The 26,144-nt window shown below is 70.5% G+C and carries 29 protein-coding genes; 20 read left to right on the forward strand and 9 right to left on the reverse strand.

All coding sequences use genetic code 11. The features are described 5' to 3' along the window. Positions 1-36: 36 nt before the first annotated feature. From AB0I81_RS00530 to AB0I81_RS00540, 3 genes are all read left to right on the forward strand, one after another. Entirely contained in the window at positions 37-801 is a 765-nt protein-coding gene (locus AB0I81_RS00530; protein ID WP_360647480.1) for an ABC transporter ATP-binding protein, read from the forward strand. Further along, a complete protein-coding gene (locus tag AB0I81_RS00535) occupies positions 801-2,117 on the forward strand; it encodes an FtsX-like permease family protein (RefSeq protein ID WP_360647483.1) in 1,317 nt (438 codons plus the stop codon). Before AB0I81_RS00530 ends, AB0I81_RS00535 begins: the two co-directional genes overlap by 1 nt. Positions 2,118-2,362: 245 nt before the next feature. Next, complete coding sequence (locus AB0I81_RS00540; RefSeq protein WP_360647486.1) at positions 2,363-2,797, forward strand: hypothetical protein; 435 nt, start codon at positions 2,363-2,365, stop codon at positions 2,795-2,797. A 39-nt stretch (positions 2,798-2,836) separates the two neighbouring features. Here AB0I81_RS00540 and AB0I81_RS00545 read toward each other — a convergent pair whose 3' ends face one another. Together AB0I81_RS00545 and AB0I81_RS00550 are read right to left on the reverse strand one after the other, a co-directional pair. Next, positions 2,837-3,073, reverse strand: coding sequence for a hypothetical protein (locus AB0I81_RS00545; protein WP_360647489.1), 237 nt, complete (start codon positions 3,071-3,073; stop codon positions 2,837-2,839). A 50-nt stretch (positions 3,074-3,123) separates the two neighbouring features. Next, complete coding sequence (locus AB0I81_RS00550; RefSeq protein WP_360647492.1) at positions 3,124-3,621, reverse strand: hypothetical protein; 498 nt, start codon at positions 3,619-3,621, stop codon at positions 3,124-3,126. A 512-nt stretch (positions 3,622-4,133) separates the two neighbouring features. On the opposite strand from AB0I81_RS00550, the gene AB0I81_RS00555 reads away from it, so the two are divergent. Continuing rightward, positions 4,134-5,447 carry an aspartyl protease family protein gene (locus AB0I81_RS00555; protein ID WP_360647495.1) on the forward strand — a complete coding sequence of 438 codons (1,314 nt, stop codon included), beginning with the start codon at positions 4,134-4,136 and terminating at the stop codon, positions 5,445-5,447. 289 nt (positions 5,448-5,736) lie between these two features. Here AB0I81_RS00555 and AB0I81_RS00560 read toward each other — a convergent pair whose 3' ends face one another. After that, positions 5,737-5,886: a hypothetical protein gene (locus AB0I81_RS00560; RefSeq protein ID WP_360647498.1), complete on the reverse strand. Its 150-nt coding sequence runs from the start codon at positions 5,884-5,886 to the stop codon at positions 5,737-5,739. Between the two features lie 38 nt (positions 5,887-5,924). Here AB0I81_RS00560 and AB0I81_RS00565 point away from each other — a divergent pair, with 38 nt between their 5' ends. Beyond that, positions 5,925-7,454, forward strand: coding sequence for a GMC family oxidoreductase N-terminal domain-containing protein (locus AB0I81_RS00565; protein WP_360647501.1), 1,530 nt, complete (start codon positions 5,925-5,927; stop codon positions 7,452-7,454). Between the two features lie 111 nt (positions 7,455-7,565). On the opposite strand, the gene AB0I81_RS00570 is transcribed toward AB0I81_RS00565, so the two are convergent. Next, a complete protein-coding gene (locus AB0I81_RS00570) occupies positions 7,566-7,976 on the reverse strand; it encodes a sulfotransferase family protein (RefSeq protein WP_360650136.1) in 411 nt (136 codons plus the stop codon). Between the two features lie 541 nt (positions 7,977-8,517). Between AB0I81_RS00570 and AB0I81_RS00575 the strand changes: the two genes are divergently transcribed. From AB0I81_RS00575 to AB0I81_RS00585, 3 genes are all read left to right on the forward strand, one after another. Continuing rightward, complete coding sequence (locus AB0I81_RS00575; protein WP_360647504.1) at positions 8,518-9,474, forward strand: terpene synthase family protein; 957 nt, start codon at positions 8,518-8,520, stop codon at positions 9,472-9,474. Between the two features lie 247 nt (positions 9,475-9,721). After that, complete coding sequence (locus AB0I81_RS00580) at positions 9,722-10,576, forward strand: hypothetical protein (protein ID WP_360647507.1); 855 nt, start codon at positions 9,722-9,724, stop codon at positions 10,574-10,576. Then, positions 10,570-13,302, forward strand: a complete 2,733-nt coding sequence (locus AB0I81_RS00585; RefSeq protein ID WP_360647508.1) for a PQQ-binding-like beta-propeller repeat protein — start codon at positions 10,570-10,572, stop codon at positions 13,300-13,302. Before AB0I81_RS00580 ends, AB0I81_RS00585 begins: the two co-directional genes overlap by 7 nt. 187 nt (positions 13,303-13,489) lie before the next feature. Here the strand turns inward: AB0I81_RS00585 and AB0I81_RS00590 are convergent, their stop codons facing one another. After that, positions 13,490-14,194 carry a TetR family transcriptional regulator gene (locus AB0I81_RS00590; RefSeq protein WP_360647512.1) on the reverse strand — a complete coding sequence of 235 codons (705 nt, stop codon included), beginning with the start codon at positions 14,192-14,194 and terminating at the stop codon, positions 13,490-13,492. A gap of 83 nt (positions 14,195-14,277) precedes the next feature. Between AB0I81_RS00590 and AB0I81_RS00595 the strand changes: the two genes are divergently transcribed. Together AB0I81_RS00595 and AB0I81_RS00600 are read left to right on the forward strand one after the other, a co-directional pair. Further along, positions 14,278-15,168: an alpha/beta fold hydrolase gene (locus AB0I81_RS00595; RefSeq protein WP_360647515.1), complete on the forward strand. Its 891-nt coding sequence runs from the start codon at positions 14,278-14,280 to the stop codon at positions 15,166-15,168. 28 nt (positions 15,169-15,196) lie between these two features. Then, entirely contained in the window at positions 15,197-17,908 is a 2,712-nt protein-coding gene (locus tag AB0I81_RS00600) for a LuxR C-terminal-related transcriptional regulator (RefSeq protein ID WP_360647519.1), read from the forward strand. On the opposite strand, the gene AB0I81_RS00605 is transcribed toward AB0I81_RS00600, so the two are convergent. After that, positions 17,889-18,143, reverse strand: a complete 255-nt coding sequence (locus tag AB0I81_RS00605; RefSeq protein ID WP_360647522.1) for a hypothetical protein — start codon at positions 18,141-18,143, stop codon at positions 17,889-17,891. The two genes, AB0I81_RS00600 and AB0I81_RS00605, sit on opposite strands and share 20 nt — an antisense overlap. A 121-nt stretch (positions 18,144-18,264) precedes the next feature. On the opposite strand from AB0I81_RS00605, the gene AB0I81_RS00610 reads away from it, so the two are divergent. The 3 genes from AB0I81_RS00610 (at position 18,265) to AB0I81_RS00620 (ending at position 20,544) form a co-directional block, all read left to right on the forward strand. Then, entirely contained in the window at positions 18,265-18,873 is a 609-nt protein-coding gene (locus AB0I81_RS00610) for an HXXEE domain-containing protein (protein WP_360647525.1), read from the forward strand. Positions 18,874-19,008: 135 nt separating this feature from the next. Next, positions 19,009-19,827, forward strand: coding sequence for an SDR family oxidoreductase (locus AB0I81_RS00615; RefSeq protein WP_360647528.1), 819 nt, complete (start codon positions 19,009-19,011; stop codon positions 19,825-19,827). A gap of 36 nt (positions 19,828-19,863) precedes the next feature. Continuing rightward, positions 19,864-20,544 carry a carboxymuconolactone decarboxylase family protein gene (locus tag AB0I81_RS00620; protein ID WP_360647531.1) on the forward strand — a complete coding sequence of 227 codons (681 nt, stop codon included), beginning with the start codon at positions 19,864-19,866 and terminating at the stop codon, positions 20,542-20,544. On the opposite strand, the gene AB0I81_RS00625 is transcribed toward AB0I81_RS00620, so the two are convergent. Further along, on the reverse strand, positions 20,538-20,660 hold the full coding sequence (locus tag AB0I81_RS00625) for a hypothetical protein (protein ID WP_360647534.1): 123 nt from the start codon (positions 20,658-20,660) through the stop codon (positions 20,538-20,540). The genes AB0I81_RS00620 and AB0I81_RS00625 overlap by 7 nt on opposite strands. Before the next feature lie 327 nt (positions 20,661-20,987). Between AB0I81_RS00625 and AB0I81_RS00630 the strand changes: the two genes are divergently transcribed. Next, positions 20,988-21,872 carry an alpha/beta fold hydrolase gene (locus tag AB0I81_RS00630; protein ID WP_360647537.1) on the forward strand — a complete coding sequence of 295 codons (885 nt, stop codon included), beginning with the start codon at positions 20,988-20,990 and terminating at the stop codon, positions 21,870-21,872. On the opposite strand, the gene AB0I81_RS00635 is transcribed toward AB0I81_RS00630, so the two are convergent. After that, entirely contained in the window at positions 21,846-22,091 is a 246-nt protein-coding gene (locus AB0I81_RS00635; RefSeq protein ID WP_360647540.1) for a hypothetical protein, read from the reverse strand. The two genes, AB0I81_RS00630 and AB0I81_RS00635, sit on opposite strands and share 27 nt — an antisense overlap. Here AB0I81_RS00635 and AB0I81_RS00640 point away from each other — a divergent pair. Next, the gene (locus AB0I81_RS00640) at positions 22,090-22,308 is read left to right on the forward strand and encodes a zinc-binding dehydrogenase (protein ID WP_360647543.1); all 219 of its coding nucleotides are present in this window, start codon (positions 22,090-22,092) and stop codon (positions 22,306-22,308) included. The two genes, AB0I81_RS00635 and AB0I81_RS00640, sit on opposite strands and share 2 nt — an antisense overlap. A gap of 296 nt (positions 22,309-22,604) precedes the next feature. Here the strand turns inward: AB0I81_RS00640 and AB0I81_RS00645 are convergent, their stop codons facing one another. Beyond that, entirely contained in the window at positions 22,605-22,904 is a 300-nt protein-coding gene (locus tag AB0I81_RS00645) for a hypothetical protein (protein ID WP_360647546.1), read from the reverse strand. A 217-nt stretch (positions 22,905-23,121) separates the two neighbouring features. On the opposite strand from AB0I81_RS00645, the gene AB0I81_RS00650 reads away from it, so the two are divergent. The 5 genes from AB0I81_RS00650 (at position 23,122) to AB0I81_RS00670 (ending at position 26,095) form a co-directional block, all read left to right on the forward strand. Further along, positions 23,122-23,823, forward strand: a complete 702-nt coding sequence (locus AB0I81_RS00650) for a carbonic anhydrase (RefSeq protein WP_360647549.1) — start codon at positions 23,122-23,124, stop codon at positions 23,821-23,823. A gap of 430 nt (positions 23,824-24,253) precedes the next feature. Beyond that, positions 24,254-24,427 carry a hypothetical protein gene (locus tag AB0I81_RS00655; RefSeq protein ID WP_360650232.1) on the forward strand — a complete coding sequence of 58 codons (174 nt, stop codon included), beginning with the start codon at positions 24,254-24,256 and terminating at the stop codon, positions 24,425-24,427. Beyond that, positions 24,427-24,582, forward strand: a complete 156-nt coding sequence (locus tag AB0I81_RS00660) for a YciI family protein (protein ID WP_360650139.1) — start codon at positions 24,427-24,429, stop codon at positions 24,580-24,582. The genes AB0I81_RS00655 and AB0I81_RS00660 overlap by 1 nt, the downstream gene beginning before the upstream one ends. A gap of 11 nt (positions 24,583-24,593) precedes the next feature. Beyond that, entirely contained in the window at positions 24,594-25,862 is a 1,269-nt protein-coding gene (locus AB0I81_RS00665) for a sigma-70 family RNA polymerase sigma factor (RefSeq protein WP_360647552.1), read from the forward strand. After that, a complete protein-coding gene (locus AB0I81_RS00670; RefSeq protein WP_360647555.1) occupies positions 25,859-26,095 on the forward strand; it encodes a DUF664 domain-containing protein in 237 nt (78 codons plus the stop codon). The genes AB0I81_RS00665 and AB0I81_RS00670 overlap by 4 nt, the downstream gene beginning before the upstream one ends. The last annotated feature ends 49 nt before the right edge of the window (positions 26,096-26,144 follow it).

Consider the following 26,144-nt stretch of genomic DNA (forward strand, 5'->3'; position numbering starts at 1 on the left):
AACGAACGTTTAAAACGATCCTTTGAGGAGCTCTTCATGTACGCGCCACCCGTGCTGCGCATCCGCGACCTCCGCTGCGAGTACCCGGGAGAAGCCGGCCCGGTTCACGCCCTGCGCGGCATCGACCTCGACGTCCCGAGGTCGTCGTTCATCGCGATCATGGGCCCGTCCGGCTCCGGCAAGACCACCCTGTTGCACTGCGCCGCCGGCCTGCAGCGGCCGACGTCCGGCTCTGTCGAGCTCGACGGGCAGGACCTGCGCGGCCTCGACCAGGCGCAGCTCGCGCAGTTGCGAAGGCGCCGGGTCGGGTTCGTCTTCCAGTCCTTCAACCTCTTGCCCGCGCTCTCGACGGTCGACAACGTCGAGCTCCCCCTGCGCCTCGACTCGCGCAGGACGCACCCGGCTCGCACCGCCGACCTTCTCACCCGCGTCGGGCTCGGCAACCGGGGCGGCCACCGCCCCCACCAGCTCTCGGGTGGCCAGAAGCAGCGGGTCGCGGTCGCGCGGGCACTGATCACCGACCCCGAGATCGTCTTCGCCGACGAGCCCACCGGCGCCCTTGACATCCGCAGCGCCAGAGAGGTCCTGCGGCTGATGCGCGAGCTGGCGGACCGCGGCCAGACGATCATCATGGTCACGCACGACCCCGTCGCCGCCTCCTACTCCGACGCCGTGCTCTTCCTCGCCGACGGCCGCATCGTCGACAGCCTCAAGCAGCCCACCGCCCAGCAGGTGGCGGGCCGGATGGCCGTCCTGGTCGAGTCGGCGGAGCAGGCCGCCAACAGCGTGGTGACGAGCTGATGATCAAGATTGCCGTACGCTCCTTCGCGTACCACCGCACCACCGCGATCGCCACCGGCCTGGTGGCACTCGTCGGCACGATCCTCGTCACCAGCATGATGAGCCTGCTCGGCACCGGCCTGGCCGAGAGCACGGCCGCCGCCGACCGGGCGTTCCTGGTGCAGTTCCCGCTCATCATGGGCGGGTGGACGGTCGCGATCGTCCTGTTCGCCATGGTGTCAACGATCAGCGTAGCCCTCGGCGGGCGGGCCGGGGAGATCGCGGGCATCCGGCTCATCGGCGCCGCCCCCCGGCAGGTCCAGTGGATGCTCGTCGTCGAGACGGCCGCCGTCACGGCCGTCACGGCGCCGCCCGGCCTGGCCGGCGGCTACCTCGCCGGCTGGATCGTGACGGACAGCATCCAGGCCGCCGGCCTCACCGGTACCGGCTCGGTGTTCGCGCCCGGCGTGCTCCTGCCGGTGCTCGGCGTACTCGTCGTGCTGGCCGCGAGTGTGCTCGCCGCCTGGATCGGCAGCCGCTCCCTGGCCCGCCGCAGCCCGGTCGCCGACGCCACGCCGCCCGCGCGCCGCTCCCGCCCGGGACGCGGGCGCCGCGTCGCGGCGACACTCATGATCGGCGCCGGCCTGGCCTCGTCAACTGCCGTGCTCGGCATGGACCCGGCCGACGTGCTCACCACGGCGATGACCGGGCCCGGCTGCGTGCTCGTCGCCGTCGGCCTCTGCGTCCTCGCTCCCGAACTCATCGCCCTCGTGAATCGCACGTCCGTCCGCCGCGCCCACCGCGCCGCGCCCTCTCACCTGGCCGCGATCAACCTCTCCGCCGCCCCCGACCGGGTACGGCCCACCGTCACATTCCTCACCCTCTTCGTCGGCGTGGCGGCGGGCACGCTCAGCATGCAGGGCATCGAGAACGTGGCAGGCACGACGGACAGCACGGGCCAGGTCCTCGCCTCGATCAACTACTTCGTGGTGGCGTTGATCGCGGCCTTCATGGCCATCGCCCTGACCAACAACCTCGTCTCCTCCATCTCCCAGCGCCGCGCCGAGTTCGCGGTCATGTCCCTCGTCGGCTCGACCGGCGGCCAGACACACCGCATGCTGGTACGCGAGATCGGCGCGGCCACAACCATCAGCGTCATCGCCGGCAGCGTGGGCGCCTTCCTCGCCGTCCTGCCCTTCGCCATCGTCAAGACCGGCAACCCCTTGCAGGCGGCGGCCCCTCTCCCCTACGCGGTCACGATCGTGATCGGGATCGGCGTCACCCTTGGCGTCTCTTCCCTGGTTGGCAGGCACGTCATCCGCACGGCAACACCATGACACCATCACCTGCCGGCGGCGCCGGGGCCGGCGTGTCCTTCTGGCGGCCCGGCGCCGTGTCACCGGAATCCCCGCCGGCCGACCGGCGTGGTTCACGTCCGCAACGCCTGCCTGGCCCGAGAGCTTCCATCTGAGCGCTGCCGGCGCCGGCCCCCAGACCTCGCAGCGACCCATCGATGCAGGCCGCACGGGCCGAGTCACGGCCGCCGGCCCTCGAGGTAGACAGACGCCTATATGAGTCAGTCGTGGTGAAAGGTCGGGCACATGAATGCGAACCTCGCGGAGTTGCGCGCTCGCGCTACCGCACGGCGGCACCGCCGGAACGTCCGCGCGACCGTACGGCGGCGGCGCCTGACCGGCCGCGCGATCGTGAGCGCCGCCATGGCGGCGATCCTCGGCTCGCTCGCGCTGACCGGCTGCAGCGGGAACACGCCCACGCGACATACGACTACGACTACGACTACGACTACGACTACGACACCATACGAGGGCTGGTCGTCACCGCCGCGGACGACGTCGTACGCCGATGGCCGCTGGGCGGTGAGCACTACGCGACCACGATGAGCTCCGCAGTGGACGATCTCCGCCGCGGCGGTTACGACTGCGCCTATCCGCCCCAGCACAGCTGCAACCGCGTCCAGTCGAACGGCTACTTCGACGTCAGCCTTCGCGGGGACTAGATCGTCTCGGCCCGATTCGGCATCGGCACTCTGATCGAGTCAGGCCGGCAACGGCATCCGCTCGGCCAGGAGTTCCCGCGCGGTCTCACCTTCCTCACCGACGCCGTACGCGTCCCGATCACCGGACGCATCGAACAAGCCCGCCGGACGGGCACCGGTTTCACCGGCATTGTGGCAGGCGCCATCCTGGTCATCGACGCGCGTACGACCCGTGTCGACGGCGATCTCGTAGGCTCCTTCGACATCCAGATCGGCACCGCACTGGCCGCGACCCACTCCACATGACCAGCCCCGGGAGGCGTCGCGCCGGCCTGATTCTGCTGCGATCAGGAGCGTTGGCCGGGCTGGTCCACGATCTTGGCTTCCAGTTGCGCGGTCATGCCCACCGTGCCCGCCTTGAAGGTCTCCTTACTGCCGTCGGCCCACTCGTAGGTCCGGTCCTTCAGCCGTGTTGAGTTGTCGCCCAGGTAGCGGAAGGTCTCCGGGTCCAGGATCAGGTAGCTGCGTGCCTCAGCGTCGGTGAGGCTGAACGCCACGCCTCGCCGTCCGTCGGCGGCGGGCACGTCCTGGGTCACCGTGATGCCCTTGATCGTGGGCAACGCGCGGAAGAGCGCGGCCCGTACATACGGGGCGAGCCACTGCTGGGTTATGAGCTGATTGATCTCCGTGAAAAGTATCGTCGGCGGGACGTGACCGTTCAGCTCCTGCGGCCCCCGGCGGTCTTCGTCGAGGATGGCCGCCTTGATCCTGGCGATCACTCCATCCGGGGTGACAGGGGGCTTGGCCAGCTCGGCCGGGTTCATAATCGCGCTGCCCTGGAACATCAGCCTGCCGTCCTGGTACCAGGCCGACCGCTTGTGGCCGGTGGGTTCGATCCAATCGACGGTTTCCGCTCCGTGGTCGGTCCTACGCTGCGCCTGCTCCTTGGCACGAGCCGATACGGGCCTTCGCCGAGTGCTCAGGCGCGACCTTCTTGTCCGTCTCCGGCGCAGATCACAAGGGTTGCTGGGACAGATCGACCGACGTGCTGCCGGCGGTGCTGTTGTTCCTGGCCGCCGACGCTGGTGAGTCGCGAGCAAGGCCACGCCGCCGACGATGCTCAGCGGGGAACCATGGTCAAGCTCGTTCGTCTGCCGTGCCGCTGTTCTTTCTCGGTACGAGGATGATCCGTGGCCCGGCCTGTCCGTGCTGGCCCGAGCGCTGCTGAGATGAGAAACGTCAGGGAAACATGCCCCGGTGTTGGCTGGCTCCACCCGCCACGATCCACCTCCGTGAGGCGAGGACGCGATTACGACAGGGCTGTTCGGCCGCGCATGGAGATGACAAGGAGACGGTGATGTACGAGGACATCGGCAGGCGTGCATTCTTGCGGCGGGCCGGGGTGGCGACCGCGGCAGGCGTGGCTCTTCCGGCACTGGGCGTGGGGCTGAACGGTGCCGCAGCGTCCATCACCTCCGACGGCGACGCCGACCAGCTCTTCAAGGCCGGAAAGTTCGACCAGGCCGATCGCACCTATGCGCGGCAGTTGCGGCAGAACCCGGACGACGCGCACGCCATGGCGCAGCGAGGATACATCGCCCTGCTGATCAACCGGTTCGGCGCGGCCGAGAGGTTCCTGGCCGGGGCCGTCAAGCTGGATGCCGGCGACGTGGCGTCCAAGCAGCGGCTCGCGGAGTGCTACGTGCGCCAGGACCAGCACGCCCGAGCCGTCCCTCTGCTGAGGCAGACCGGCAGGAAGAGCGATGCGGCGCTCGCCGAGTGGTACTCCCATCTGAGTGGCACGCCGTGGCAGGTGCACGGCACTCAGGAGACCCGGGTCCCCATGACCGGCCTGGAGCCCCTGCCCACCGTGACGGCCTCGATCAACGGCTCGAGCCCCAAACGGTTCCTGCTCGACACCTACGCCACCCTCTCCCTGTCGGAGGAGACCGCCACCGAGGCGGGCCTGAAGGCAGTGGCCTCCCTGCCGGGACACGTCGGTCACGATCCTGTGACGCAATACCTGGGACTCCTGCCGTCGTTCCGGCTGGGGAACGTCGAACTCCGCAACCTTCCTGTCCAGTGGACGACGGGCGTGAAGATGCCCAACCTCCCGGACGGCACGCAGCCGGCAGGGGTGCTCGGCACGACCGTCTTCTATCACTTCCTGACCACCATGGACTACCCGGGCAAAGCGCTGGTGCTGCGCCGCAGGACAGAGGCGCAGCTCAGGCAATTCCGGGCGCAGGCCGCCCGCACCGCGTTCGACCGGCTGCCACTGTGGCTGGCCGGCGACCACTTCCCCTTCACTCTGGGCAGCCTGCGCGAGTACGGGCCAAGGTTCGTCAGCCTTGACACCGGCGGCCTCGGGCAGGGCTTCAGCACGACGGTCGATATCGCCGAGCGGGCCGGCATCCAGGTGGATTACGACAAGCCGCAGGGCCCGGAGGGCAGTGGGCGCTATGCCGCTACCGCCGAGAAGATCAGTCTCGGCAGGGCGGTCGGCCACGACATCCCCGGGTGGGCCGGGCCAGGAGGTCCCGGCCCAGGCCAGTCCGAGACGCTCGGGTTCGACTCCATCGCCAACGTCAGCCACGTGTTCTGCAAGCCGTTCGCCCTCACCTTCGACTACACGCACATGCACCTCTACATCACCGGTGAATCACTGTGAGTGGACGTTTGATGCAGCGGATTCCGTGTGGCCCCTAGCGTTTTCTGATGGAAGCGGCCAATCGGGACGAGGCCACCAACCGGTTGCCGGGCAAGGTCACCAGCGGCATGCCAGGTTCTCGGCGTACTGGGCCGGCGACCGAACGGCGCCTCCCCCAGGGCCGGTGTGCGACCCGCCGCGCCGGCTGATCGGCTCGATCTCCAGGGGGTGATCGCCCGGGTGCGGCTGCGTTCGTCCCTGGCTGTGCCTCTCGTGGCGATGTTCAGGCGGCCTGAGTTCGTCAGTGCGGTCAGTGGGACACGGTCCGGGACGGACGGTGATTGAGTGCCTCGGCGTCCATATCGGCCACGCGGCGGTGGGCGTCGCTCATCTGCGACAGTTCCTCCCTGGTCAGGACGGCGGTGATGTCGGTGAAGCCGTCCACGCACGGCGGTCGCACCGCTGCTACCCACAACGCTTCAGGGGCACTACAACAACATGACGACCGCTTCACTCCGTTACGACTTCATCGTGGTCGGCGGCGGCTCAGCCGGGTGTGTGCTGGCCGCGCGCCTGTCGCAGGATGCGCAGGCGCGCGTGCTGCTGCTGGAGGCCGGCGACGCGGAACCGCACCCGCTGACGGCCGTGCCGCCGGCCTGGCCCGCGCTGCAGCACACGTCGGCGGACTGGGCGGACGTCACCGTGGCGCAGCCGGCTCTAGGCGGCGCGAAGGTGGCATGGCCGCGCGGACGGGGACTGGGCGGCTCCTCCTCGATCAACGCCATGAGGTTCGCACGTGGTCACCGCTCGAGCTACGACGCATGGCCGGAGGCCGGCGCGCACGGCTGGGGATATGACGATCTGCTGCCGTACTTCATGCGCAGCGAGAATGTCACCTCGGTAGCCGATCGCGATCCCGCCGTGCGCGGCCTGAGCGGCCCCCTGCGCGTGGGACCTCCGGCGCAGTGCCACCCCTTGGCGGAGGCCGGGCTGCGGGCAACGCTCGAAACAGGTCATGCTCTGGTGCCGGACCTGGCCGCAGGACTGCGGGAAGGTTTCGGCTGGGGTGATCTGAACATTCATCATGGCAGACGGCAGGACGCCGCCGACGCCTACCTGCGGCCCGTGCTGCACCGCCCGAACCTGCACGTCGTGACCGGCGCTCCGGCGCATCGCCTCATCCTCGACGGTGAGCGCTGCATCGGAGCCGAGTACGGCCTGGACGGGCAGCGCCGTACCGCGCGATGCTCCGGCGAGGTCGTCCTGGCCTGCGGAGCCGTGGGAACGCCGCAGATGCTGATGTTGTCCGGGATCGGCCCGCAGGCGCACCTGAGGCGGCTCGGGATCGAGGTCATCGCGGACCTTCCCGGTGTGGGAGCCGGTCTGCACGACCATCCGATGACAAGCGTCCTGTACCGGGCCGCGCAACCGGTCCCGGCGTCGGTGAACAACCACGGCGAGGTGCAAGGGCTGGTCCGCAGTGCCGCCGGGCTGGCCGGACCCGATCTGCAGATCATGTTCCTGGACCTTCCGCTGCGCCGTCCCGGCCTGCCCGGCCCGGGGCAGGGTGAGGGTTACGCCATTGTCGTCGCGCTCGTGGCTCCGTTCAGCCGGGGCACGATACGCCTGGCAAGCACCGATGCGGGCGCCGCGCCGCTGATCGACCCCCGCTACATCGCCGACAGCCGGGACCTCGACGCGATGGTCACCGGTCTGCGGATCGCCCGCGAGATAGGCGCTGCCGCGGCGCTGGCTCCGTGGCGGGCGCGGGAGGAGTCACCCGTCGCCGGCGCGCCGGACGCCGAGCAGGTGCGTACGAACTGCTGGTCCTATCATCACTACGCCGGAACCTGCCGGATCGGCATGGACGAGGCCGCCGTCGTCGACACCGATCTGCGTGTACGCGGCATCGAGGGCCTGCGGATCGCCGACGCGTCCGTCATGCCCGCCCCCGTGTCCGCCGGAACCAACGCAACCGTCTACGCCATTGCCGAAAGAGCGGCACAACTGCTGCGGTCGCGTACCTGATGCTCATCCTGTGCCCCAAGGAAAAGCCGGCGGGCCTGGTGACCGGCGGCCGGTACATGCTCAACGTCACCGTTGGCGGGCCGTCCGTGGCGGTGCCGGAAGGCGTGGTGCTCACCTGGTCCTTCCTTGATCTGTCGGGAACCGAGACAGCATGGCCTCGCGGTAGGAGCGCCGGTCGTTGACGCGGGGGAAGGGCACGTCCGGCGTCTCGGCGCCGAGGAATGTGCACAGCGGCCCCCACCCCTGGGCCACCTCATAGACGAGCAGGCGGTCGGCGGGGACTGCTGCCCGCACCGCCGCGTTGTGAGCGCGAAAGGCGGCCATCATCGCCTCCGCGTCGCCGGGCTGGCAGGCGAAGTCGACCGCGGCGCGCAGATTGACCGCCTCGATGATCGGCGACTGGTCAGGGTCGGTGTAGCAGCTTGGGGAGAACGTGGCCATCACGCTGTCGTACCAGGAACGCGGGTCGCGCACGGTCAGTACGACTTTCGCCTGCGGATGGCGGAGTATCTGCCGGACCAGATTCGCGCCCGTTCATGACATCCCCCACGACGTCGACGCGGATCGCCCATCCCAGGTCAGGCCCCGTACGTGAACGCCTCTGCAAATCTGTGGAAAAAGATCACAACCTGCGGACATGGGTCGCGACAAAGTCGAAGCCATCCTGCCTACGCTGGACGACCTCAAACTCCACGCGACCGCCGATCTCCAGCGTCCGGTATCCCGGCCCAAGCACGCCGCCGCAGGACCCGTTCGACTTTCGTGAGGCGATCGGGCCCCGAGCTTCAGCCAGAAGGCCGAGCCCGGCACGGCAGCATGAACGTAAGGTGTCTTCGCAGGGGTCCTGCTCGTGCTCGGCGTCCAGGTCGATGGCCGCCCACGGACGAGGGGTACTTCACCGGTAATCGGGCGGGAAGCGCCGTGCCGTGCCGGGGCGCCCCGGCGTGATCGGGCGGGATGGGACGACGCATGCACGCCTGAGCGTTTTGCTCTACCTTCGATAATTGCGAACTCTCACCGTGCACGTCCGGATTCAGTTCCGCACAGACCGGGAGAAACTATCGTGATCCGGTTGACTTCCGCCGCCAGCAACGCCACGCCCGGCACCCTGACATCCGAGGCGCTCACCGCCTGCCGTGACTGGGCTCGCCGATTCGGCGCGGACACACCCCGCCACCTGCGCTATGCCAGCCTCGCCCCCTGGGTGCACCCCGATCTCCTCCCCGAGCGGCAGACCCTCCTGTCGAACATCTACGTCTTCTACCGCGTGTACGACGATTTCAATGACGCCTACGACACCGACTTCGCCACCAGCCGCGCGCTCGCCAACGCCATGATCGGCATCCTCGACGACCGGGACCCCACTTCCGGGGCCACCGCTGTCCGCATGTTTCACGATCTGTGGCGCCAGCACCGGGAAAGTGCCCCCGCCACCTTCCTCACCCGCACCGCCGCCCATTGGCGGGGCTATTTCGCGACCCAGACGCACTACCTCGCCATGCGCAAGCCGGACTTCCCCTGGAACCTTGAGGACTATCTGGCTCTGCGCCTCGACAACGGCGGCCTGCACCTGTCCATCAGCCAGGGCGAGCTCGCCAACGCCCGCTACATCCCCACGCACGTCTACCGGCTCTCCGCGCTCACCGCGATGCGCCGGATGGCCTCCTACTGCGTCATCCTCACGAACGACCTGTACTCCGCCATGCGGGATGCGAAGAACGACGACCACCGAAATCCCGTCGCGCAGCACATGAAGCACGCGAGGGTGAGCAGGCAGGAGGCCGAAGAGTTCGTACGCAGGCTGCTCTTCGACTACACCGACCGGCTCCACCGGCACGTCGCGCACCTGGAGCACGAGTGCGACCTGCTCGAACTCGACCCCGAGGACCGTGCCCTGGCCAGGATCGGCGCCCAGAACTGCATCAACCACGCCGCCGGCTACGAGGCCTGGGCCGCGCGCAATGAAGCCGTCATGGACACCCTTGAGGTTCGCCCCGACGTCGCCCCGCGCGCCGTCTAGCGGCGGCGGGCCATCGCCTACGGCCGGCCTACCCGGACCTTGCGGCTAGCTTCCCTTGACCTCGCCGCCCAGGGCCGCGTCGCCTTTGCTGGGAACTGCTGCGAGCTGACCGGCCCGCCTCACGAGCTCCAGCGATTGGCCCGCATCTGAACAACAAAATCTTTTTGGTGCGCGGCGGGCGACAGACGGGCATATTGGTGGATGCACGGTCAAGATTCGCTCGTTCGACAGTCATCGGAAGAGGGTCATGGCCAGAGTGCGCCAGAGGAAGAAGGGCAGCGGCAGCCGGGGCAGAGGCGGTGAGCCGCCGGAGCCGGGCCCGGGAGGCTGGAAGGCCGCGCGCACGTGGGTGGCCGGGGTGGCCAGCGCCGTGCTCATCGCGGCGGTGGGCGTGGTGTTCTCCGCTTGGTACACCGCGAGCGGGTCCGACGCCGTCGACCAGGTCGGCGGCAAGCCACCGCTGACGGTCGGGCACGTGGAGGTCGAGCTCGACGAGCGCCTGCTGGTGCTCCGGGAGCCGGTGACCGACGCCCGGGACCGGGCGATCCTGCTGGGCAAGGCGTCGAGCGACACTGATGTGGCCGCCATGCTGGCCCGCCACCACGTCGCCACGATCGGGGACATGACGGCCACCGTCGTCCTGACGGGCAACCGCAGCAGCCTGCGCATCATCGACATCGAACCGCGAATGCTCACCCGCGCGGCCCCCTCCGACGGCGCCCTCCTGGTGCCGGGCAACGCCGGGGAGACCGACACGGTGGAACTCATCGCCGACCTCGACCGGCGGCCAGTCCGATTCGCCATGAAACAGGACCCGCGCACCGCGTACTTCACGAAGAAGCAGATCGACCTGAAACGCGATGAGGCGGTCACGCTCAGCCTGTCGTTCGTCGGCGCGAAAGCGTATTACGAGTTCGATCTGGTGGCCACGGTGCTGGCCGGGGACCGCTCCGAGAAGATCGTGATCAACGGGCCGGGCGGCACGCCGTTCCGGCTGACGGGCCCGGCCGACTCCTACCGCACCGAATACCACAGATCGGGAGGCGGCATGTGGTCGCGGGTGGCTCCCGGCCCGGCTTGCACGGCCCCGGAAAAGTGCTGATCGCGCGGGCCGCCGCTGTCCTGCTGGCGGTGACGCTGCTGTTCGGCGCGACCGCCGACGCCCCCAGCGGCAGGCTCGCCCCCGTGCAGTGGCGGATGGCGTGGTCGGCGCCCACCGATGGCTATGCCGCAGGCTCGAACTCCGACTTCGACGTTCTGCCGCACAGCGCCTCCGAGCAGGTGCTGGCCATGGCGGCCGGCGACCACGGCGTGCGCGTCCACGACGCCCGCACCGGCAGGCTCGTCCGCGTCCAGCACATGTCCGGCGCCCCCGTCGCCGGAGTGTGGGTGGCGTCCGGCACCGTCGTCGTGCTCACAGGCAAGTGGGACGACGGCGAGCAGCGGTTACAGGCTTTTGACGCGGCTACGGGCGCGACGCTGTGGCTACGGGCCGTTCATCTCCTCCGCCTGGAGCACGGCCCCGGCACCGGCCACTACGTCGGGCCCCGGGTCATGGTGACCGAACGCGGCATCGTGATCGTCGAACGAACGGTCGAGCCGCTGACTCTGCTGTCCCTGGACCCGCGCTCGGGCGCTGCCGTGGCCAGGACGGTCCACCAGGGGCGCTGCGACCTGACCGCGGCCGGCGCCCGCTCGCGGCTGCTGCTGCTCGACTACTGCGCGGGCAACCGGATGCGCCTCTCCTCGGTGGACCCGTCCACGCTGCGGGCCGAATGGCGCCGCACGATGCCTTCGCCCGCCCTCACCTTTCCGACCCCGCGTCAGATCGGGGACGCGCACGCGCTCCGTCTCACCGTCAGTGGTGACGGATACGCCGCGGTCGGCGAAGGAGGCGCCACGGCCGGCGAAGGAGACACCGCGGCCGGCGACGCGTTCTACGCGCCGGATGGGCGCCGGCTGCCCACCCCGCGCGAGGCGCCGCGTGCCCCCGGCTCCCCAGGGGGCGGCCCATGGAGCGAGCCGCTCTACCTGAGTGCCGCGCCCGGGGTCTCCGACCTGTCCATCCGGTCGATGCCCGCGTTCCTGACCTCCCTCGATCCGGGCACGGGACGCCTGCACGCGCTGCCGCTCGACGTGCCGAGCAGCAGTACCACACTCGTGGGAACCGCCCCCGGCAAGGCCTTCGTGCTGCTCCCCGCCGGTCGCGTCGCCGCCTACACCTTGACCTACGGGATCCCGACCGGGCGCGAGCTGTTCGACCGTGTCCCGCCGGACGCCTGGCCGGACGCGTGCGGCCTGCTCAGCGCCGCCGACCTGCACCCCATCGCGGACGGCTACACACCCAGCCCCGCGACGCCGACCCTCTTCGGCGAACGCCTGCCCCATCCCGCCCAGTGCGACTGGATCCCGCCCACCGACGACGCCCCCGTCGTCTCCCTCGCGGTGGAGTGGGTCTCCTCCTCCAGCGCGACCGCACGGCGGATCTACGTGACCGAGACGATCTCCATCAAGGAGGGCTTGGCCCACGATGTGACCACGGAGGACCCGTACCTGCTCGACTACCTTCGACCCACCGCCACCGGCAGCCCCGGCGCGCCCGAGGCCGTCGTCAGCGTGGGACCGGTCATCGTCCGGCTCGTCTCCACCTCGCGTTCGGCCCTGCGGCTCCTGGCCCCGCTGGTCCGGGACGAGTTACTGGACCGGTACCGGCTTGCCCGCCCCGCTCCCGCCCCTCTCCCGCAGTTGCGCTGGAGCTTGCCCACCGACGGCCACCTGCAGGGCGCGCCAACGGTGAGCGGCGACGCCGTCTACGCCGCCGGCGGCGGCCGGGTCTACGCCATGGACGCCGCCACCGGCCGTCTGCGGTGGAGCCGGGCGATCGGCGACTACGTGTCCGGGCCGCTGCAGTTCGCCGGCGATCTGGTGTACGCCGACGACGGCTCCGCCGCCCTGCGCGCCCTGGACGCGCGCACAGGCCGCCCGCGGTGGCGGTACCCGGCACAGGACCTGGGGTTTCACTTCCTCACGACGCGGGGACACGTCATCCTCTGCGCCGACGGCGAGATCGTCGCCCTGGACGCCGCCACCGGCCGGCGGCTGTGGCGGTTCCGCACAGCCGGCAGTTGTGCCTGGTCCCGCCCCGTGCGGGCGGGCGGCACCGTCTATATGGGCGACCTGAGCGCCGTGCACGCGCTGGACATGGTCACCGGCCGCCCGCGGTGGAGTGTGCGGACGGGGTCCCGCGAGGGTGAGGGCACCTGGGTCGCCTCGGCCGGGGAGGTCGTCTACGTCGCGGGTGCCGACCGCAGGGTCCGCGCCCTGGACGCCGCCACCGGCGCGCAACGGTGGAGCACCCGGCTCGGAGGCGCTCTCACCGCCGCCCCGCTGCCCGCCGGCGCCACCGTCTACGTCAGAAGCGCCGATCACAACGTGCACGCGCTCGACGCCCGTACCGGCAGGACCCGATGGACCGCCCTGACCAGCGTCATCGACCCGGCCCTCGGCCTGACCGCAGGCCAGAACCACCTCTACGCGGTCACCTCCGCCGGCATCCTCAGCGCTTTCGACACCGCCACCGGCGCGGAACGGTGGAGCACGTCGTTGGGAGGCGTCATCGTCGTGGGGCCCGTCGTGCAGAAGGGCGTCGTGTACGTCTCGACCGACGGTGGCGTCGTCCACGCCCTGGACGGTGCCACCGGCGCGCGGAGATGGCGCATGAACACCGGCGACGCGCCGGGCGCCCCCATCTCCGGCAATGCCCTCACCTACGCCAACGGTCTCCTCTACACGGGCGGCGGCGGCAACGTCTACGCTCTGCGCCCCTGAGGGCCCAGCGCGGCATCGCCGTAAGACTTGTCCGTGGTGCCGCGATCGCGGGCCGGAAGCCGAACGGACGCCAGCTCGTGGCATCGGCATTCTGACGGTGGTGGGCGACTTCACCGCCAAGGCGGCCGGCCGCTCCGCGCGCTGCCGGCCCCCCGCCCAGTCTCAAAATCAAAAGTATTTTGAGACATTAGTTTTTGATACAGCGGTAGACCGTCGCCCTGGACACCTCGAACGCGGCCGCGATCTCCTCGGCCCCGTGCCCGGCCGCGTACATGTCCCGGACCCGCGCGACCTGCTCCTCCGTCAACGCGGCCGGCCGCCCGCCCTTGCGCCCCCGCGCGGGACCCCGCGGACGGACCTCACTCAGCGGCTCCCCCAGCAGCGCCCGCGCCCCGGCCAGGATGTGCCCCTTGAGCACGTCCGCCGGCACGTCGCGGAAGAGCACCACCGGATCGGCCAGCCCGGCCACCACCTGGCAGGCCCGCACCCGCTCCTCCAGCCCGCTCCCCGGCCCCGCCACCAGGTTGTTCGCCAGCGCGATCGCCGCGCGGAACCGGTCACCCACCGGCGCCTGCACCAGCAACGTCATGTCCTTGACCAGCATGGTGAGCGTCTGCCGATGGCGCAGGTGCACCTCCACGTACCCCTCGATGGCCCGCCACCGCACCTCCTCGGGCCCGCCCTGCGCCTCCGCCTCCGCCAGCGCCCCCTCCAACTCGTCGAGCAGGGGCAGCGTGAGCTGGTGGAGGATCTCCTCCTTGGAGTCGAAGTGGTAGTAGAGGGCGGCCTTGGTGATGCCCACCCGGTCGGCGATGGACTGCATGGACGTCGCCCGGTAGCCGTGGGCGGCGAACAGGGCCCGCGCGGCCGAGAGGATCCGCTGAGGGGTCATGGATCTCCTTTACCTGAGGTCAGTTCCGAGGCTAGAGTGCTTACCGGCAGTCAGTCAGTCTACGGCTCTGTTGGGGGATCCGTATGTCCGTGCAGACCAAGGTGTCGTTCGACGTCGCCGGAGTGCGCGTCACCGGCCGGCTCCACCTGCCCACCGGATCCGGCCGGGCGCCCTGCGTGGTGCTGAGCCACGGCTTCAGCGGGACGATGGACCGGCTGATCCCGTACGCGGAGCGGTTCGCCGCCGAGGGGATCGGCGCGCTGGTGTTCGACTACCGCGGCTTCGGCGAGAGCGACGGCGAGCCGCGGCAGCTACCCGACCTCGCCGGCCAGCGGGAGGACATCCGGGCCGCCGTGGCCTTCGCCCGCGCGCACGAACGCGTCGATCCCGGCAGCGTCATGTTGTGGGGCAACTCGCTCGGCGGCGCCCACGTCGTCGTCGTGGCCGCCGGCGACCCGGAGATCGCGGCGGTGTCCGCGCAGATCCCGTTCAACGGGTTCCCGAAGCAGGTGGAAGGCCGCAGCGCCACCCGCACCGCGCAACTGCTGGCCGCCATCGTCTGGGACGCGGTACGTGGCAGGCTCGGGCTGAGCCCGTACTACATCCCCATGGTGGGGCACCCGGGAGAGCTGGCCGTCACCGCCACGGACGAGGCGGAGCAGCACATCAGTACCCTGACCGGCGGCGACTCCGCGACCCTCTGGCGCAACAGCGTCGCGCCGCGCGCGCTGCTGGACATGATGCGCTACCGCCCCGCCGAGTCCGCCGCACGCCTGACCTGCCCCCTGCTGGTCTGCGCCGCCGAGGAGGACCGGGAGACGCCGCTGGAGCGGTCGCGGGAACTCGCCGACCGGGCGCCCCGAGGCGAGCTACGCGTCTACTCCGGCACCCACTTCAGCTTCTACACCGACCCTGAACTTCGCGAACGCGTCGTCACCGACCAGATCGCCTTCTTCCGCCGGGCGCTGCGCTGACCAGATCTCGATCATTTGCTGGAGTGCCATGCTGTACGGGCGTCAGGCGGAGCTGTCCGTCATCGATGAGCTCCTGGAGGGCCAGTCCGGCGCGCTGATCGTGCGAGGAGAGGCGGGCATCGGCAAGTCGGCCCTCCTGGCGTTCTCCGCGGCGCGGGCCGGCGCGCGGGTGCTGCGCGTGACCGGCGTCGAGTCCGAGTCCGACCTGCCGTTCGCCGCCCTGCACCTGCTGCTTCGTCCGGTACTCGAACACGCCGAGGCGTTGCCCCCGCAGCAGGCGGAGGCGTTGCGCGGCGCGCTCGGCCTGGGCGGCGCCACCCCGGGAGACCGCTTTCTCGTCGGACTCGCGACGCTCAGCCTGCTGGTGGAGCTGTCGGCGACGGGCCCGGTGATCTGCCTGGTCGACGACGCCCAATGGCTGGACGGCGAGTCGGCCGACGCGTTGCTGTTCGCCGCGCGCCGCCTGCACGCCGAGCCCGTCGCCGTCCTGTTCGCCGCCAGGGAGACCGGGTTCCCGGCGCAGGGGCTGCCCGAGCTGCGGCTGGGCGAGCTGGACGCCGGGTCCGCCAGAAGGCTGCTCGACGATCAGGCGGCGGACCTGCCGCCCGCCGTACGCGACCAGCTCGTGGTGGAGGCGAGGGGCAACCCGCTCGCGCTGATCGAGCTGCCCCGGATGCTCACCCCTGAGCAGCGCAAGGGTGCCCTCGTCCCGCTGTCCTTCGCCGTCGGAACGCCACAACCCACGACCGACCGGGTGCTGAACGGCTTCCGCGACCGGATCTCGGCGCTCCCGGACGCCACCCGCGCCTGCCTGCTGGTGGCGGCCCTCGACCATCACGACGGGCTGGACGCGCTCGCGCGCGCGGCCGGCCTGCTCGGCGCCTCGCTGGCCGACTTCGCCGAGGCCGAGCGGGCGGGCCTGATCCGGGTGGGCCTGGAAGGCGTCGCCTTCCACCATCCGCTGGTACGCACCGCGGTGCTGCTGAGCTGCGACATCGCCGCCCGGATGGCCGCGCACCGGGCGCTGTCGGAGGCGACGGAGGACGACCGGCGGGCCTGGCACCTGGCCGCCGTCACCCTGCGGGCCGATGAGCAGGTGGCCGCGCAGCTGGAGAGCCTGGCGCTGCGCGCACAGCGGCGCGGCGGGCAGGCGGCGGTGTCGGCGGCCTACGCGCGCGCCGCCGAGCTGTCCGCCGATCCCGGCCAGGCCGTACGCCGGTGGACCGCCGCCGCCGACGCCGCGGCCGAGGCGGGCCTGTGGCAACGCGCGGGCGAGCTGGTGGACCGGGCACGGCGCCGGGCCGGGGAGATGGCGCTGAAGGGGCCCGTTCTGGCCGAGCTCACCTACGTGCGCGCGAAGCTGGAGGTCGAGGCGGGCCGCCCGCTCCAGGCCGTCCGGCTGCTGCACGAGGTCATCGAGGCGACCGGCGACCTGCCCGCCAAGCTGTCGCTGCTCGGCATGGCCGGCTACTACACCTGGGCCGGCGCCGCCCACCCCGACCAGCTCGCGCTTGCCCGCCGTACCGTGGAGCTCTGCCCGGACGGGGAGGGGCTGCCCGCCGTGGTACGCACCATCAACCTCGCCTTCCGCCTCATCCTGGAGGGCGACAACGCGACCAAGCTCATCTACCTGATGCCGGACGAGGTCGAACGCCTGCCGCCCGAGCTGCGCTTCTTCATCATCTTCCAGGGCATGGGCCGCGCCGACAACGACAGCATGCTCGAAGACGCGACCGCGCTGGTCGAGGAATGCCGGGCCGTGGGACGGCTCGGGCGCATGCCCCAGGCCATGACGCTGCTCGCCGTCGTCCAGGCCCTCAGCGGCTCGCACCCGTCCGCACGCGCCACGGCGAGCGCTGGGCTCACCCTGGCCTCCGACGTCGGCCAGCCGATGTGGCGTGGCTACCTGGCGGGCCTGCGCGCCTGGCTGGCCGCGGTCGCCGGTGCGGAGGAGGAGTGCACGGCGATGGCCGAGCAGGCGATCCACGACGCCGAGCACCGCCGGTGGATGCCGTCGGCCTGCTGGGCCGAGTGCGCGCGCGGGATGCTCGACTTCAGCCTGGGCCGCTACGAGGCGGCGCTCGAACGGATGGAGCGCGGGATGGCGGGGCCCACCAGGCACGCCTTCCTGTGGCGGTACTCCTGGCCGGACTACGCCGAAGCCGCCGTCCGGATCGGTGAGCCGCAGCGGGTCCGCGACCAGCTCGGCCGCTTCACGGCGTGGGCCGAGGCCACCGGCCGGGCCGGGTCGATCGCCGTGTTCCACCGGGTCCGCGCGCTGCTGGCGCCCGACAGCGAGGCCGGGAAGCTGTACGAGCGGTCGCTATCCCTGCACGCCGAGGAGAGGCACCCCTTCGACGAGGCGCGCACCCGGCTGGTCTACGGGGAGTGGCTGCGCCGCAACCGACTCCGCGCCGAGGCGCGTACCCAGCTCCAGGCCGCCATGGAGGCCTTCGACCGGCTCGGCGCGATCCCCTGGTCCGCCCGCGCGGCCACCGAGCTGCGCGCCACCGGCTTCTCCCTGCCGGAGTCCGCCCGCGCGGGCGATCCGCTGGCCGTCCTGACGCCGCAGGAGCTGCAGGTGGTACGGCTGGCCGTCACCGGCGCGTCCAACCGCGAGATCGGCGCGCAACTCTTCCTGAGCCCGCGCACGGTCGCCTCCCACCTGTACAAGGCCTTCCCGAAGCTCGGCGTCGCCTCCCGTGCCGAGCTGGCACGGCTCACACTCGGCGAAAGATGATCGGCTGCGCGGCGACGCCGTTGGCCTTGAAGCTGGCCTTGAAGCTGGCCGGCAGAAGTTGGCCGGCACGAAGCCGCGGAAGGTCGGCCGGAAGATCAGACTGGGCAGGAACGTCCACCAGGGTCGGCCAGCTTGCGTGGTTGACGAGCCCGTAGCCGGCCGGCATGAGGAAACCGTCGTCCGTCGGGGGTGGCACCCGAGCCCTGATCGCCCGGCGATCATTGATCAGCTTCATGGCGCCGACACTACTTACGGGCGCTCGTCCGCCGCCTCCGTCAGGTGACTGACGCGACCGGCACGCCGATCAGTCACGTGACAGAGGCGGCCGGCACGGCGATCTACCTAGTGTTCCGGCCATGACCAAGCGACCTGAGCCCTATTCCGCGACCATCATGGCGATCCTCGCCATCGCCTTCTGCGCCTGGGCCCTGCTCACCCTCCCCCTCCAAGGCGCGATCGTCCTCGTGCTGGCCAGCGTGCTCGGGTGGAGCGGGTGGATGGCCTTCAGCTACACCCGCCCGGTGAAGTCCAGGAAGGTGATCGCCGTCTACCTGTGCGCGGTGGGCTTCCAGCTCATCCACATGGCCGAGGAGTACACCGGCGGCTTCCCGCACGAGATCGTCGAACTCTTCGACTCACCCCGCGACTGGCCGATGAACGAGTTCCTGCTCGTCTTCGTCTTCGTCTTCGGCTCGCTCTACCTCTTCGCCGGCGCCGGCGCGCTCTACCGGATCCGCGTGTCCAACTTCTTCCTGTGGTGGTACGCCCTGGGCGCGGGCCTGCTCAACGGCATCGCCCACTTCGTCTTCCCGATCATCAAGGGCGGCTACTTCCCCGGCCTGTACACCGCCGCCGGCCACCTCATCATGAGCGGCCTGCTGATCTATTTCCTCATCAGGGAGAACCGCGACCTGAAGGCCGAAGAGCAGACGGCCGTCGCCCCTGGTCGTTCGCTGGTCGGGTAGGCGTTGGCGGATCCCTGCCCCGGACGACCTCACCCCTCATGCCGGCACACGACTTATCCCGGCACACGACTTATGCCGACACACCGCTCATCCCGACACGCGACTCATCCCGACACGCGACGAACGGAGCCCATCATGTCGAAGACCGTCCTGGTAACCGGCGCTTCCACCGGGATCGGCCGCGCCACCGCCCTGCTGCTGGCCCGTGAGGGCTTCACCGTCCACGCCGGGGTCCGTAAGGACGCCGACGGTGCGGCCCTCGGGCCGGCCGTCACCCCGATCAGGCTCGACGTCACCGACGCCGGCCAGATCGCCGACGCGGCCGAGCGCCTCGGCAGGCTGGACGCCCTGGTCAACAACGCGGGCATCGGGGTGACCGGCCCGCTGGAGTTCGTCCCCCTGGACGCGCTGCGCCGGCAGTACGAGGTCAACGTGTTCGGCCAGGTGGCCGTCACCCAGGCGATGTTGCCGATGTTGCGCGCCGCCAAGGGCCGCGTCGTCACCGTCGGCTCGGTGGGCAGCTGGATCACGTTGCCTTTCGGCGGGCCGCTGTGCTCCTCAAAGCACGCCATCCGTTCCCTCAACGACGCCCTGCGCATGGAGCTCAAGCCGTACGGCGTCGCCGCCGTCCTCATCGAACCGGGCTCGATCCACACGGACGCGGTCGACAAGCTGGAGGACGAGGTCGAACCCCGTCTGGCCTCACTCGGCCCCGAGGGCAGACGGCTGTACGGCGCCGCCTACCGGACCATGGTCACCAGCGGGCTCAAGGAGGAACGCGCCGGCTCCAGTCCGGACGTGGTCGCCCGGGCGGTCCTGCACGCCCTGACCGCCCGCAGGCCCCACGCCCGCTACCCGGTCGGCAAGAAGTCCCGGCTGATGAGCACACTCGGCCGCGTCCTGCCCCAATACACCCTCGACGCCGTGCGCCTGCGCGCCCTCGGCCTGTCCTGAACCCTCGGCCTGTCCTGAATTGGAGCGTTCACCATCATGACCCACCAGCTCGCCGGAGCCGACGCCCTGACCGCGCTCGACCCCGTCTTCGCCCAGCTCGCCATCGGCGCGGGACACCACCTGTGGGACCGGCCCCACCTGACCACGCGCGAGAAGTCCTTCATCTGCCTGACCGCCGACCTGTGCCATCCCCACCTCGGCACACCGCTGGCCATGCACGTGCGGATGGCTCTGACCAACGGGGTGGAGCCCGAGGCCATCCGCGAGCTCTACCGCCACCTGGCCCCCTACGTCGGCTACCCCGTCCTGGTCAGCGCCTTCCAGCGGCTGACCGAGCTCGGGCTCCCCCCGGCGCGGGACGACAAGCCCGTCGAACTCACCCTGCTGACCGGAGCGCTGGCGCACGCCGTACGCGACCTGGAGAGGACCGACCCCGGCCTGGCCGTCTTCACCGAGGAGCAGCTGGCCCAGCGCTGGGCCCGCCCGCACCTCAGCACGCGCGAGCGGGCGATCGCCTGCCTGGTCGTGGACGTCTTCTACCAGACGCTGGACACGTCGCTACGCCTCCACGCCGAGCTCGCCCGCACCGCGGGCGCCACCGACGACACCCTTCGCGACCTCCTGCGCGGCGTAGCCGAATTCGGTCTCCCACGGGCCTGGGCCGCCGCCCGCGCCATGGGTTTCCAGCCCGTTCAGCCACCGGGATCGCATCAGTAGTACGTACGCATCAGCTCGGTGGCCCACTCCGGCTGCACCGTCTCACCCCGCGGCCCGAACTCCGCCATGTAGGGCTTGACGTCCAGGACCGGGCTTCCGCACGGCTTTTCCTCCATGTGCACCTGACTGATCACGACTGTACGGCTCCGGCGGCCCGTACGGATCCGTCAGGTAACTGAAGCTCCCGCGGGCCGTGCGGGAAGAAGCCTCAGCATCGTGATCGTCCGGCACCGCCACGCGGATCCCCGCCGGCCCGGGGCAATGTGCGACAGGTCACCGCCACACCTGTCACGCCGCCCCGTACCCGCCCGTCCTCTCGGGTGACGCCGCCCCTCCGACGACCAGAGGCCATCATGGTTCGACTTGACGAGACATCCCAGAATTTCCCCGAACCTTCCACAGGCCGCCGTCATGGGCGGCGCCGGCCGCGGTGGACGGCGCTCGTGATCGCCTTGCTGACCGCCGTGACCCTGTTCGGCGCGTACGGCTGGCAACCGACGGCGGTGGACGGGTACCGCTCACCGTACGAGAGCGACTACCTCGACACGTCCCTGGCCCGCTTCCACTACAGCAAGACGGGCAGCGGGTCACCGGTGGTCCTGGTGGCGGGCGGGGCGCAGTGGCTGTACTCCTACCGGCACACCATTCCGGCGCTGGCCCGCGAGCACACCGTCTACGCCGTCGACCTGCCCGGCCAGGGATACACCACCGTGAAGGAAGACTTCGCCTACGACATTCCCGGCATGGCACGCGCCCTCGGAACCTTCCTGGACGCGGCCGGCCTCTCCACCGTCCACCTGGTCGGGCACTCATGGGGAGGCGCCTGGTCGCTGTACTACGCCGAGCACAACCCGGCCCGCGTCGACCGGCTCGTCCTGCTCGACTCCCCCGGCCTGGACAAGCCGCTCGCCTCTCAGACGGCGCTGTTCTCCGTGCCCGTCGTGGGCGAGCTCGCGGTCAAGCTCATGGGCCGCGCCGACTTCGAGAAGAGCCTGCGCACCGCCTTCGCCCACCAGGACCGGGTCACCCCCGAGGTCGTGGACGAGACCTGGCACTGGATGTCGCGCCCGGACAGGCGGGAGGCGTTCGTCCGGCTCGTCCGGACCCAGGACTACACGGCCACCGACGCCGGCCTCGCCCGGCTTCGCGCCCGAACGCTGGTGATCTGGGGTCAAGCCGATCAGTGGCTGCCCTTCTCCTACGCGCAGGAGTACGGCAGACGCGTTCCCGGCGCCACGGTGGAGATCGTCCCCGGTGCAGGACACAATGTCCACGAAGATGCCCCCGAACAGGTAAACCCGCTACTCAGCGCCTTCCTCGGCAACTGAACGGAGCTCACCCAGCCGAATGCCCCCGGCGAGCCCGAGCCCACCGACTACTGGCATCGGGCGTTGCAGCTCGCCGAACCGCCGAGGGCCGCCTTCCAGCGCGCCGATCGCCGGCGCCGACCACTTGTTGGCCAGCAGGTCCAGCACGTCGCGGCAGGGGCAGAGCGCGGCATGGACATCGTGGTGGTCGTGCTTGCCGGATCCGCCGCTCATCACCATGGCTACCTCCATACTTCCCGGGGCGGTGGGCGTGCGCGCCACCCCGTTCCCGGTCGAGCCCGACGGCCCGGCGCTGGCCCACATCGGCGGCCTCATCGACCGGGGCGAGGTCACCGTCGAGGTCGAGGCCGTGCTGCCCCTGGAGTCGGCCGCCGAGGCACACCGGCGCGGCGAGCTGGGCCGTACCCGCGGAAAACTCGTCCTGAGCCTGCTCTGACCTCAGGCCGAGTACGGCTACGAGCCCCGGCCTCCTCGACCTGGTCGCGGCCTGGGCTCCAGAGGCATGACCTCGGCCTCGATCGCCCGCTCGACCTTCCGCTCCGCCCGAGAGTTGATCTTCGGCACCGGGCCGACAAACAGATCGACCACCAATCCGCAGTACCCGGCCCTTCTGCGGACAAGCCGGTAGACCGTGGTGCGGCTCAAGCCGAGCAGCCGCCAGCCGGCTGACCGCCTCCGCTCCCGCTGTGTCGAGTGGCCGATTGGGGCGGCCGACCGTTCATGGACGGATGGTCACAGCCCCAGCACCCCACGGGGTTCGTAGCCACACCTGCGGATGTCCGCGTTCGCGCGCGCTGCGCTCGCAGTCGGTCCGAACGGCAATGGCTCGGCCATGGTCTTCACCAGGGATCGCAACAGATCCGGGTTGCCGGCCTTGATTTGCTTCGCCGGCCACCGCGCGGGCGTCACACTGTCGTCCGCAGCCGTCGTCTCTCCCCTCCGATCTTGAGCTCGCTCCTTGAAGAAAACCAGTGGGCGCTTGTCCCCATGTCCTGGCAGAACGCCTGTGACCAGGCCGAACTCGTACGCCATCCCCGAATACACGAAGGAGTCCCGACATGCTCTCCAGCGGGATCGCTGCCCGATTCCCACGCCTTCAGAGGCGGGCCAGAAGTACACGCTCGCATGAACAGCACGAAGGCGGCGGGCAACGACGAACGCGCTGCCCCGACGGGCAGACTCCTGGATTGCTGGGCCTTTGAGCACGCGAGCTGAGGGCGGCCGGCGGCGAACGCTGCTGACCGGAGCCGTGTCCCTGGCGGCGGCCTGCCTTGCCGGCCGCTCACCGGCCGAAGCGATGAGCTCCAGTCACCCGATGGCTTCCGGGTCCCGCACAGTGCCGCCGTTTCCCGCGACGCCGAAGGCCGCCTACGAGCGGCTGATGCAGGGCAACAAACGCTGGGTGACCAATACCCTCCAGCATCCGGACCGCGATCCCACCCGCCGGGAACTGCTGGCCACCAGCCAGCAGCCCTATGGAGCGGTGCTGTCCTGCATCGATTCCCGGGTGTCACCCGAGCTGGTCTTCGACACCGGCCTGGGCGATCTGTTCGTCATGCGCAGCGGCGGCGTCGCCGTGGCCCCCGTCATCGTCGGCTCCGTCGCCTACGGGCCGATGATCAGCGGAACCCCGCTGGTCATCGTGCTCGGTCATCAGCGATGCGGCGCGATCTCGGCCGCCTACAACGCCCTGCGGGAGGACAAACCGTTGCCTGGCAGCCTCCAAGCCATCGCCGAGGCCCTGCGCCCAGCCTACGAACAGAGCACCCGGCAAAGCAGCGCCGACCCCGCCGACTCGATGGCCAGAACCCAGGTGGAGCTGATCGCGAACCTCCTGCGCGACGATCAGGACCTTGCGCCGATGGTGAGCAAGGGCACCCTGGCCGTGATCGGCGCGTACTACTCCCTCCACACCGGCCAGATCGAGATCCTGAGCGGCGCACCTGCCTGACAACGATCCGCGAGCTGTTCCGCCTATTCGCGCCGATGATCCTCGCCGACCGCGTCTCCGGCTGCTTCACCCTCAGGCAGGAAGTCCCGAAGATCCCTTGGCCACGCGGAGCCCCCTTCCTCTGGCTTGCTGCCGGTGACCGACCGCAGTTTGAGCAACTGGCCGACGTTGTTCGGTGGCAACCGGACAGACGACGGTTGGACATGCCCGGGTCGTCCCCGAAGCCGGTTGACCGGCTCGCATGCCGGGGCGCCGGTCGCCTCGTTCTGTGCATGACGGCTGTCGCCCACGGCGCCTGCCGGAACGGGCCGACGATGCCTCGGACCGCGCCACCACCCGGGACGAGGAACGATTTTTCGAGCGGACGTGTCCGGAAACGCGGCACCCGTTCGTCACTATGGTGAACCGCAATCCGTTCAAGGAGCACGCGATGAAGTACATGATGTTCGTCTGCGACGACACCCAGCCCGACACCGACACCGAAGACCTGCCGGACATCGAGGGCTGGGTGGCCGAGAACGACGCCCGCGGTCGGCGCCTGCAGGGGTCGGCACTGGCGCCGGAGTCCGCGGCGACCACCGTCGCGTACGCAACGGGGAGCTGATACTCACCGACGGCCCGTTCACCGAGACCAAGGAGGTGATCGTGGGCTTCGACCTGCTCGAATGCGCCGATCTGGACGAGGCGATCCAGGTCGCCCGCACCCACCCGATGGCCAGGCAGGGGCGGCTGGAACTGCGCCCGTTCCTGGACCTGTGAACCTCGACACCGTGACCGTGGAAAGCGTGGCCGCCGACTCGTACCCGCGCATCGTCGCCGCGCTCATCCGCATCACCGGCGACTGGACGCTGGCCGAGGACTGCGCTCAGGAGGCGCTGGTAAGTGCCGTACAGCGATGGCCGAAAGACGGCATCCCGGGCAATCCGGGCGGTTGGCTGATGACGGCGGCACGCAACCGCGCGGTCGACACGCTGCGCCGCGCATCGGTGGAGCGCCGCAAGCTGGCGGAACTGGCCGCACTCGCCGTGGCCGTCGACGACGGCCCCGAGATTGTCAGTGAGGAGGAGGTCGTGGATGATCGGCTGCGACTCGTCTTCACGTGCTGTCACCCCGCGCTGGCGCTGGAGGCGCGGGTGGCGCTGACGCTGCGGACGATCTGCGCGGTGCCGACCGCGGACATCGCCCGCGCCTTCCTGGTCACCGAGGCGACGATGACCCGCCGGTTGACCAGGGCCAAGAGCAAGATCGCCGCCGCGCGGATCCCGTACCGGGTGCCGCGCGGCCCGGCGCTGGCCGAGCGGCTGCCCGGCGTTCTGGCCGTGCTGTACCTGCTGTTCACGCAGGGCTACAACGCCGGCGGCGAACCCGCGTTCGCCGAGGAGGCCATCCGGCTGGCGCGGCTGCTGCGGCAGCTCATGCCGGGGCAGGATGAGGTGTCGGCGCTGCTGGCGCTCTTCCTCCTGCAGCACTCCCGGCGCGACGCCCGCCGCGACCTCGACGGCAACCTGCTCCCCCTCGACCGGCAGGACCGCTCTGACTGGGACCGTCCTGCGATCACCGAGGGCCTCGGCATCCTGGCCGAACTCGGCGTCCGGAGCGGGCTCGCCGGACCGTACGAGCTACAGGCCCGCATCGCCGCCTGTCACGCCACCGCGCCATCTGTTCCCGGTACGGACTGGGCGCAGATCGCTCGATGCTACGACGAACTGGCCCGCATCCACTCCACCCCCGTCGTCGAGCTCAACCGCGCCGTGGCGCACGGCTACGCGTACGGCCCGCGGGACGGCCTCGCCGTGCTGGCCGCAGCCCGTGAGGGCGGCGAACTGGACGGCCACCCGCTGGCCCTCGCCGCTGACGCCGACCTGACCGCCAAGCTCGGCGACCACCACCGCGCCGCGACCTTGTACCGCCAGGCCGCCGCCGTCGCGCACACCGACCCCGAACGCCGCGCCCTACTCGCCCGCGCCGACGAGACGACACAAACCGACGCGAGCTCCCGAGCCGACAACTCCTCCCGACAGGCGCCGTACGAGACATGAACCCGGAAACCAAGACCTTGCTCGCCTTCCACGACAACCAGCGACGGCACGTCCGTGAGATCCTCGCGGGCCTGAGCGAGGAGGACCTTCGACGCCCGGTCCTCCCCTCCGGCTGGAGCTGCCTCGGCCTCGTACGGCATCTCACCCTGGACGTCGAGCGGTTCTGGTTCGGCGCCGTCGTCGCCGGGAACCGCAAGATCATCGACGGCCGCACCTGGCTCGTCCAGACCTGACTGCGGACCGCGAGGACTGGCATGCCCGGGATGTCACGACGGGGCGTGC

It is taken from the genome of Nonomuraea sp. NPDC050404 (assembly GCF_040655495.1).
In the GTDB taxonomy this organism is placed as follows: domain Bacteria; phylum Actinomycetota; class Actinomycetes; order Streptosporangiales; family Streptosporangiaceae; genus Nonomuraea.

Coding starts and splice junctions, on each gene's coding strand:
- AB0I81_RS00530 (WP_360647480.1), top strand. CDS start 37: ATGTACGCGCCACCCGTGCTGCGCATCCGCGACCTCCGCTGCGAGTAC.
- AB0I81_RS00535 (WP_360647483.1), top strand. CDS start 801: ATGATCAAGATTGCCGTACGCTCCTTCGCGTACCACCGCACCACCGCG.
- AB0I81_RS00550 (WP_360647492.1), bottom strand. CDS start 3,621: ATGTTCCAGGGCAGCGCGATTATGAACCCGGCCGAGCTGGCCAAGCCC.
- AB0I81_RS00555 (WP_360647495.1), top strand. CDS start 4,134: ATGTACGAGGACATCGGCAGGCGTGCATTCTTGCGGCGGGCCGGGGTG.
- AB0I81_RS00565 (WP_360647501.1), top strand. CDS start 5,925: ATGACGACCGCTTCACTCCGTTACGACTTCATCGTGGTCGGCGGCGGC.
- AB0I81_RS00580 (WP_360647507.1), top strand. CDS start 9,722: ATGGCCAGAGTGCGCCAGAGGAAGAAGGGCAGCGGCAGCCGGGGCAGA.
- AB0I81_RS00590 (WP_360647512.1), bottom strand. CDS start 14,194: ATGACCCCTCAGCGGATCCTCTCGGCCGCGCGGGCCCTGTTCGCCGCC.
- AB0I81_RS00595 (WP_360647515.1), top strand. CDS start 14,278: ATGTCCGTGCAGACCAAGGTGTCGTTCGACGTCGCCGGAGTGCGCGTC.
- AB0I81_RS00600 (WP_360647519.1), top strand. CDS start 15,197: ATGCTGTACGGGCGTCAGGCGGAGCTGTCCGTCATCGATGAGCTCCTG.
- AB0I81_RS00605 (WP_360647522.1), bottom strand. CDS start 18,143: ATGAAGCTGATCAATGATCGCCGGGCGATCAGGGCTCGGGTGCCACCC.
- AB0I81_RS00610 (WP_360647525.1), top strand. CDS start 18,265: ATGACCAAGCGACCTGAGCCCTATTCCGCGACCATCATGGCGATCCTC.
- AB0I81_RS00615 (WP_360647528.1), top strand. CDS start 19,009: ATGTCGAAGACCGTCCTGGTAACCGGCGCTTCCACCGGGATCGGCCGC.
- AB0I81_RS00620 (WP_360647531.1), top strand. CDS start 19,864: ATGACCCACCAGCTCGCCGGAGCCGACGCCCTGACCGCGCTCGACCCC.
- AB0I81_RS00625 (WP_360647534.1), bottom strand. CDS start 20,660: ATGGAGGAAAAGCCGTGCGGAAGCCCGGTCCTGGACGTCAAGCCCTAC.
- AB0I81_RS00640 (WP_360647543.1), top strand. CDS start 22,090: ATGGCTACCTCCATACTTCCCGGGGCGGTGGGCGTGCGCGCCACCCCG.
- AB0I81_RS00635 (WP_360647540.1), bottom strand. CDS start 22,091: ATGGTGATGAGCGGCGGATCCGGCAAGCACGACCACCACGATGTCCAT.
- AB0I81_RS00645 (WP_360647546.1), bottom strand. CDS start 22,904: ATGGCGTACGAGTTCGGCCTGGTCACAGGCGTTCTGCCAGGACATGGG.
- AB0I81_RS00655 (WP_360650232.1), top strand. CDS start 24,254: ATGAAGTACATGATGTTCGTCTGCGACGACACCCAGCCCGACACCGAC.
- AB0I81_RS00670 (WP_360647555.1), top strand. CDS start 25,859: ATGAACCCGGAAACCAAGACCTTGCTCGCCTTCCACGACAACCAGCGA.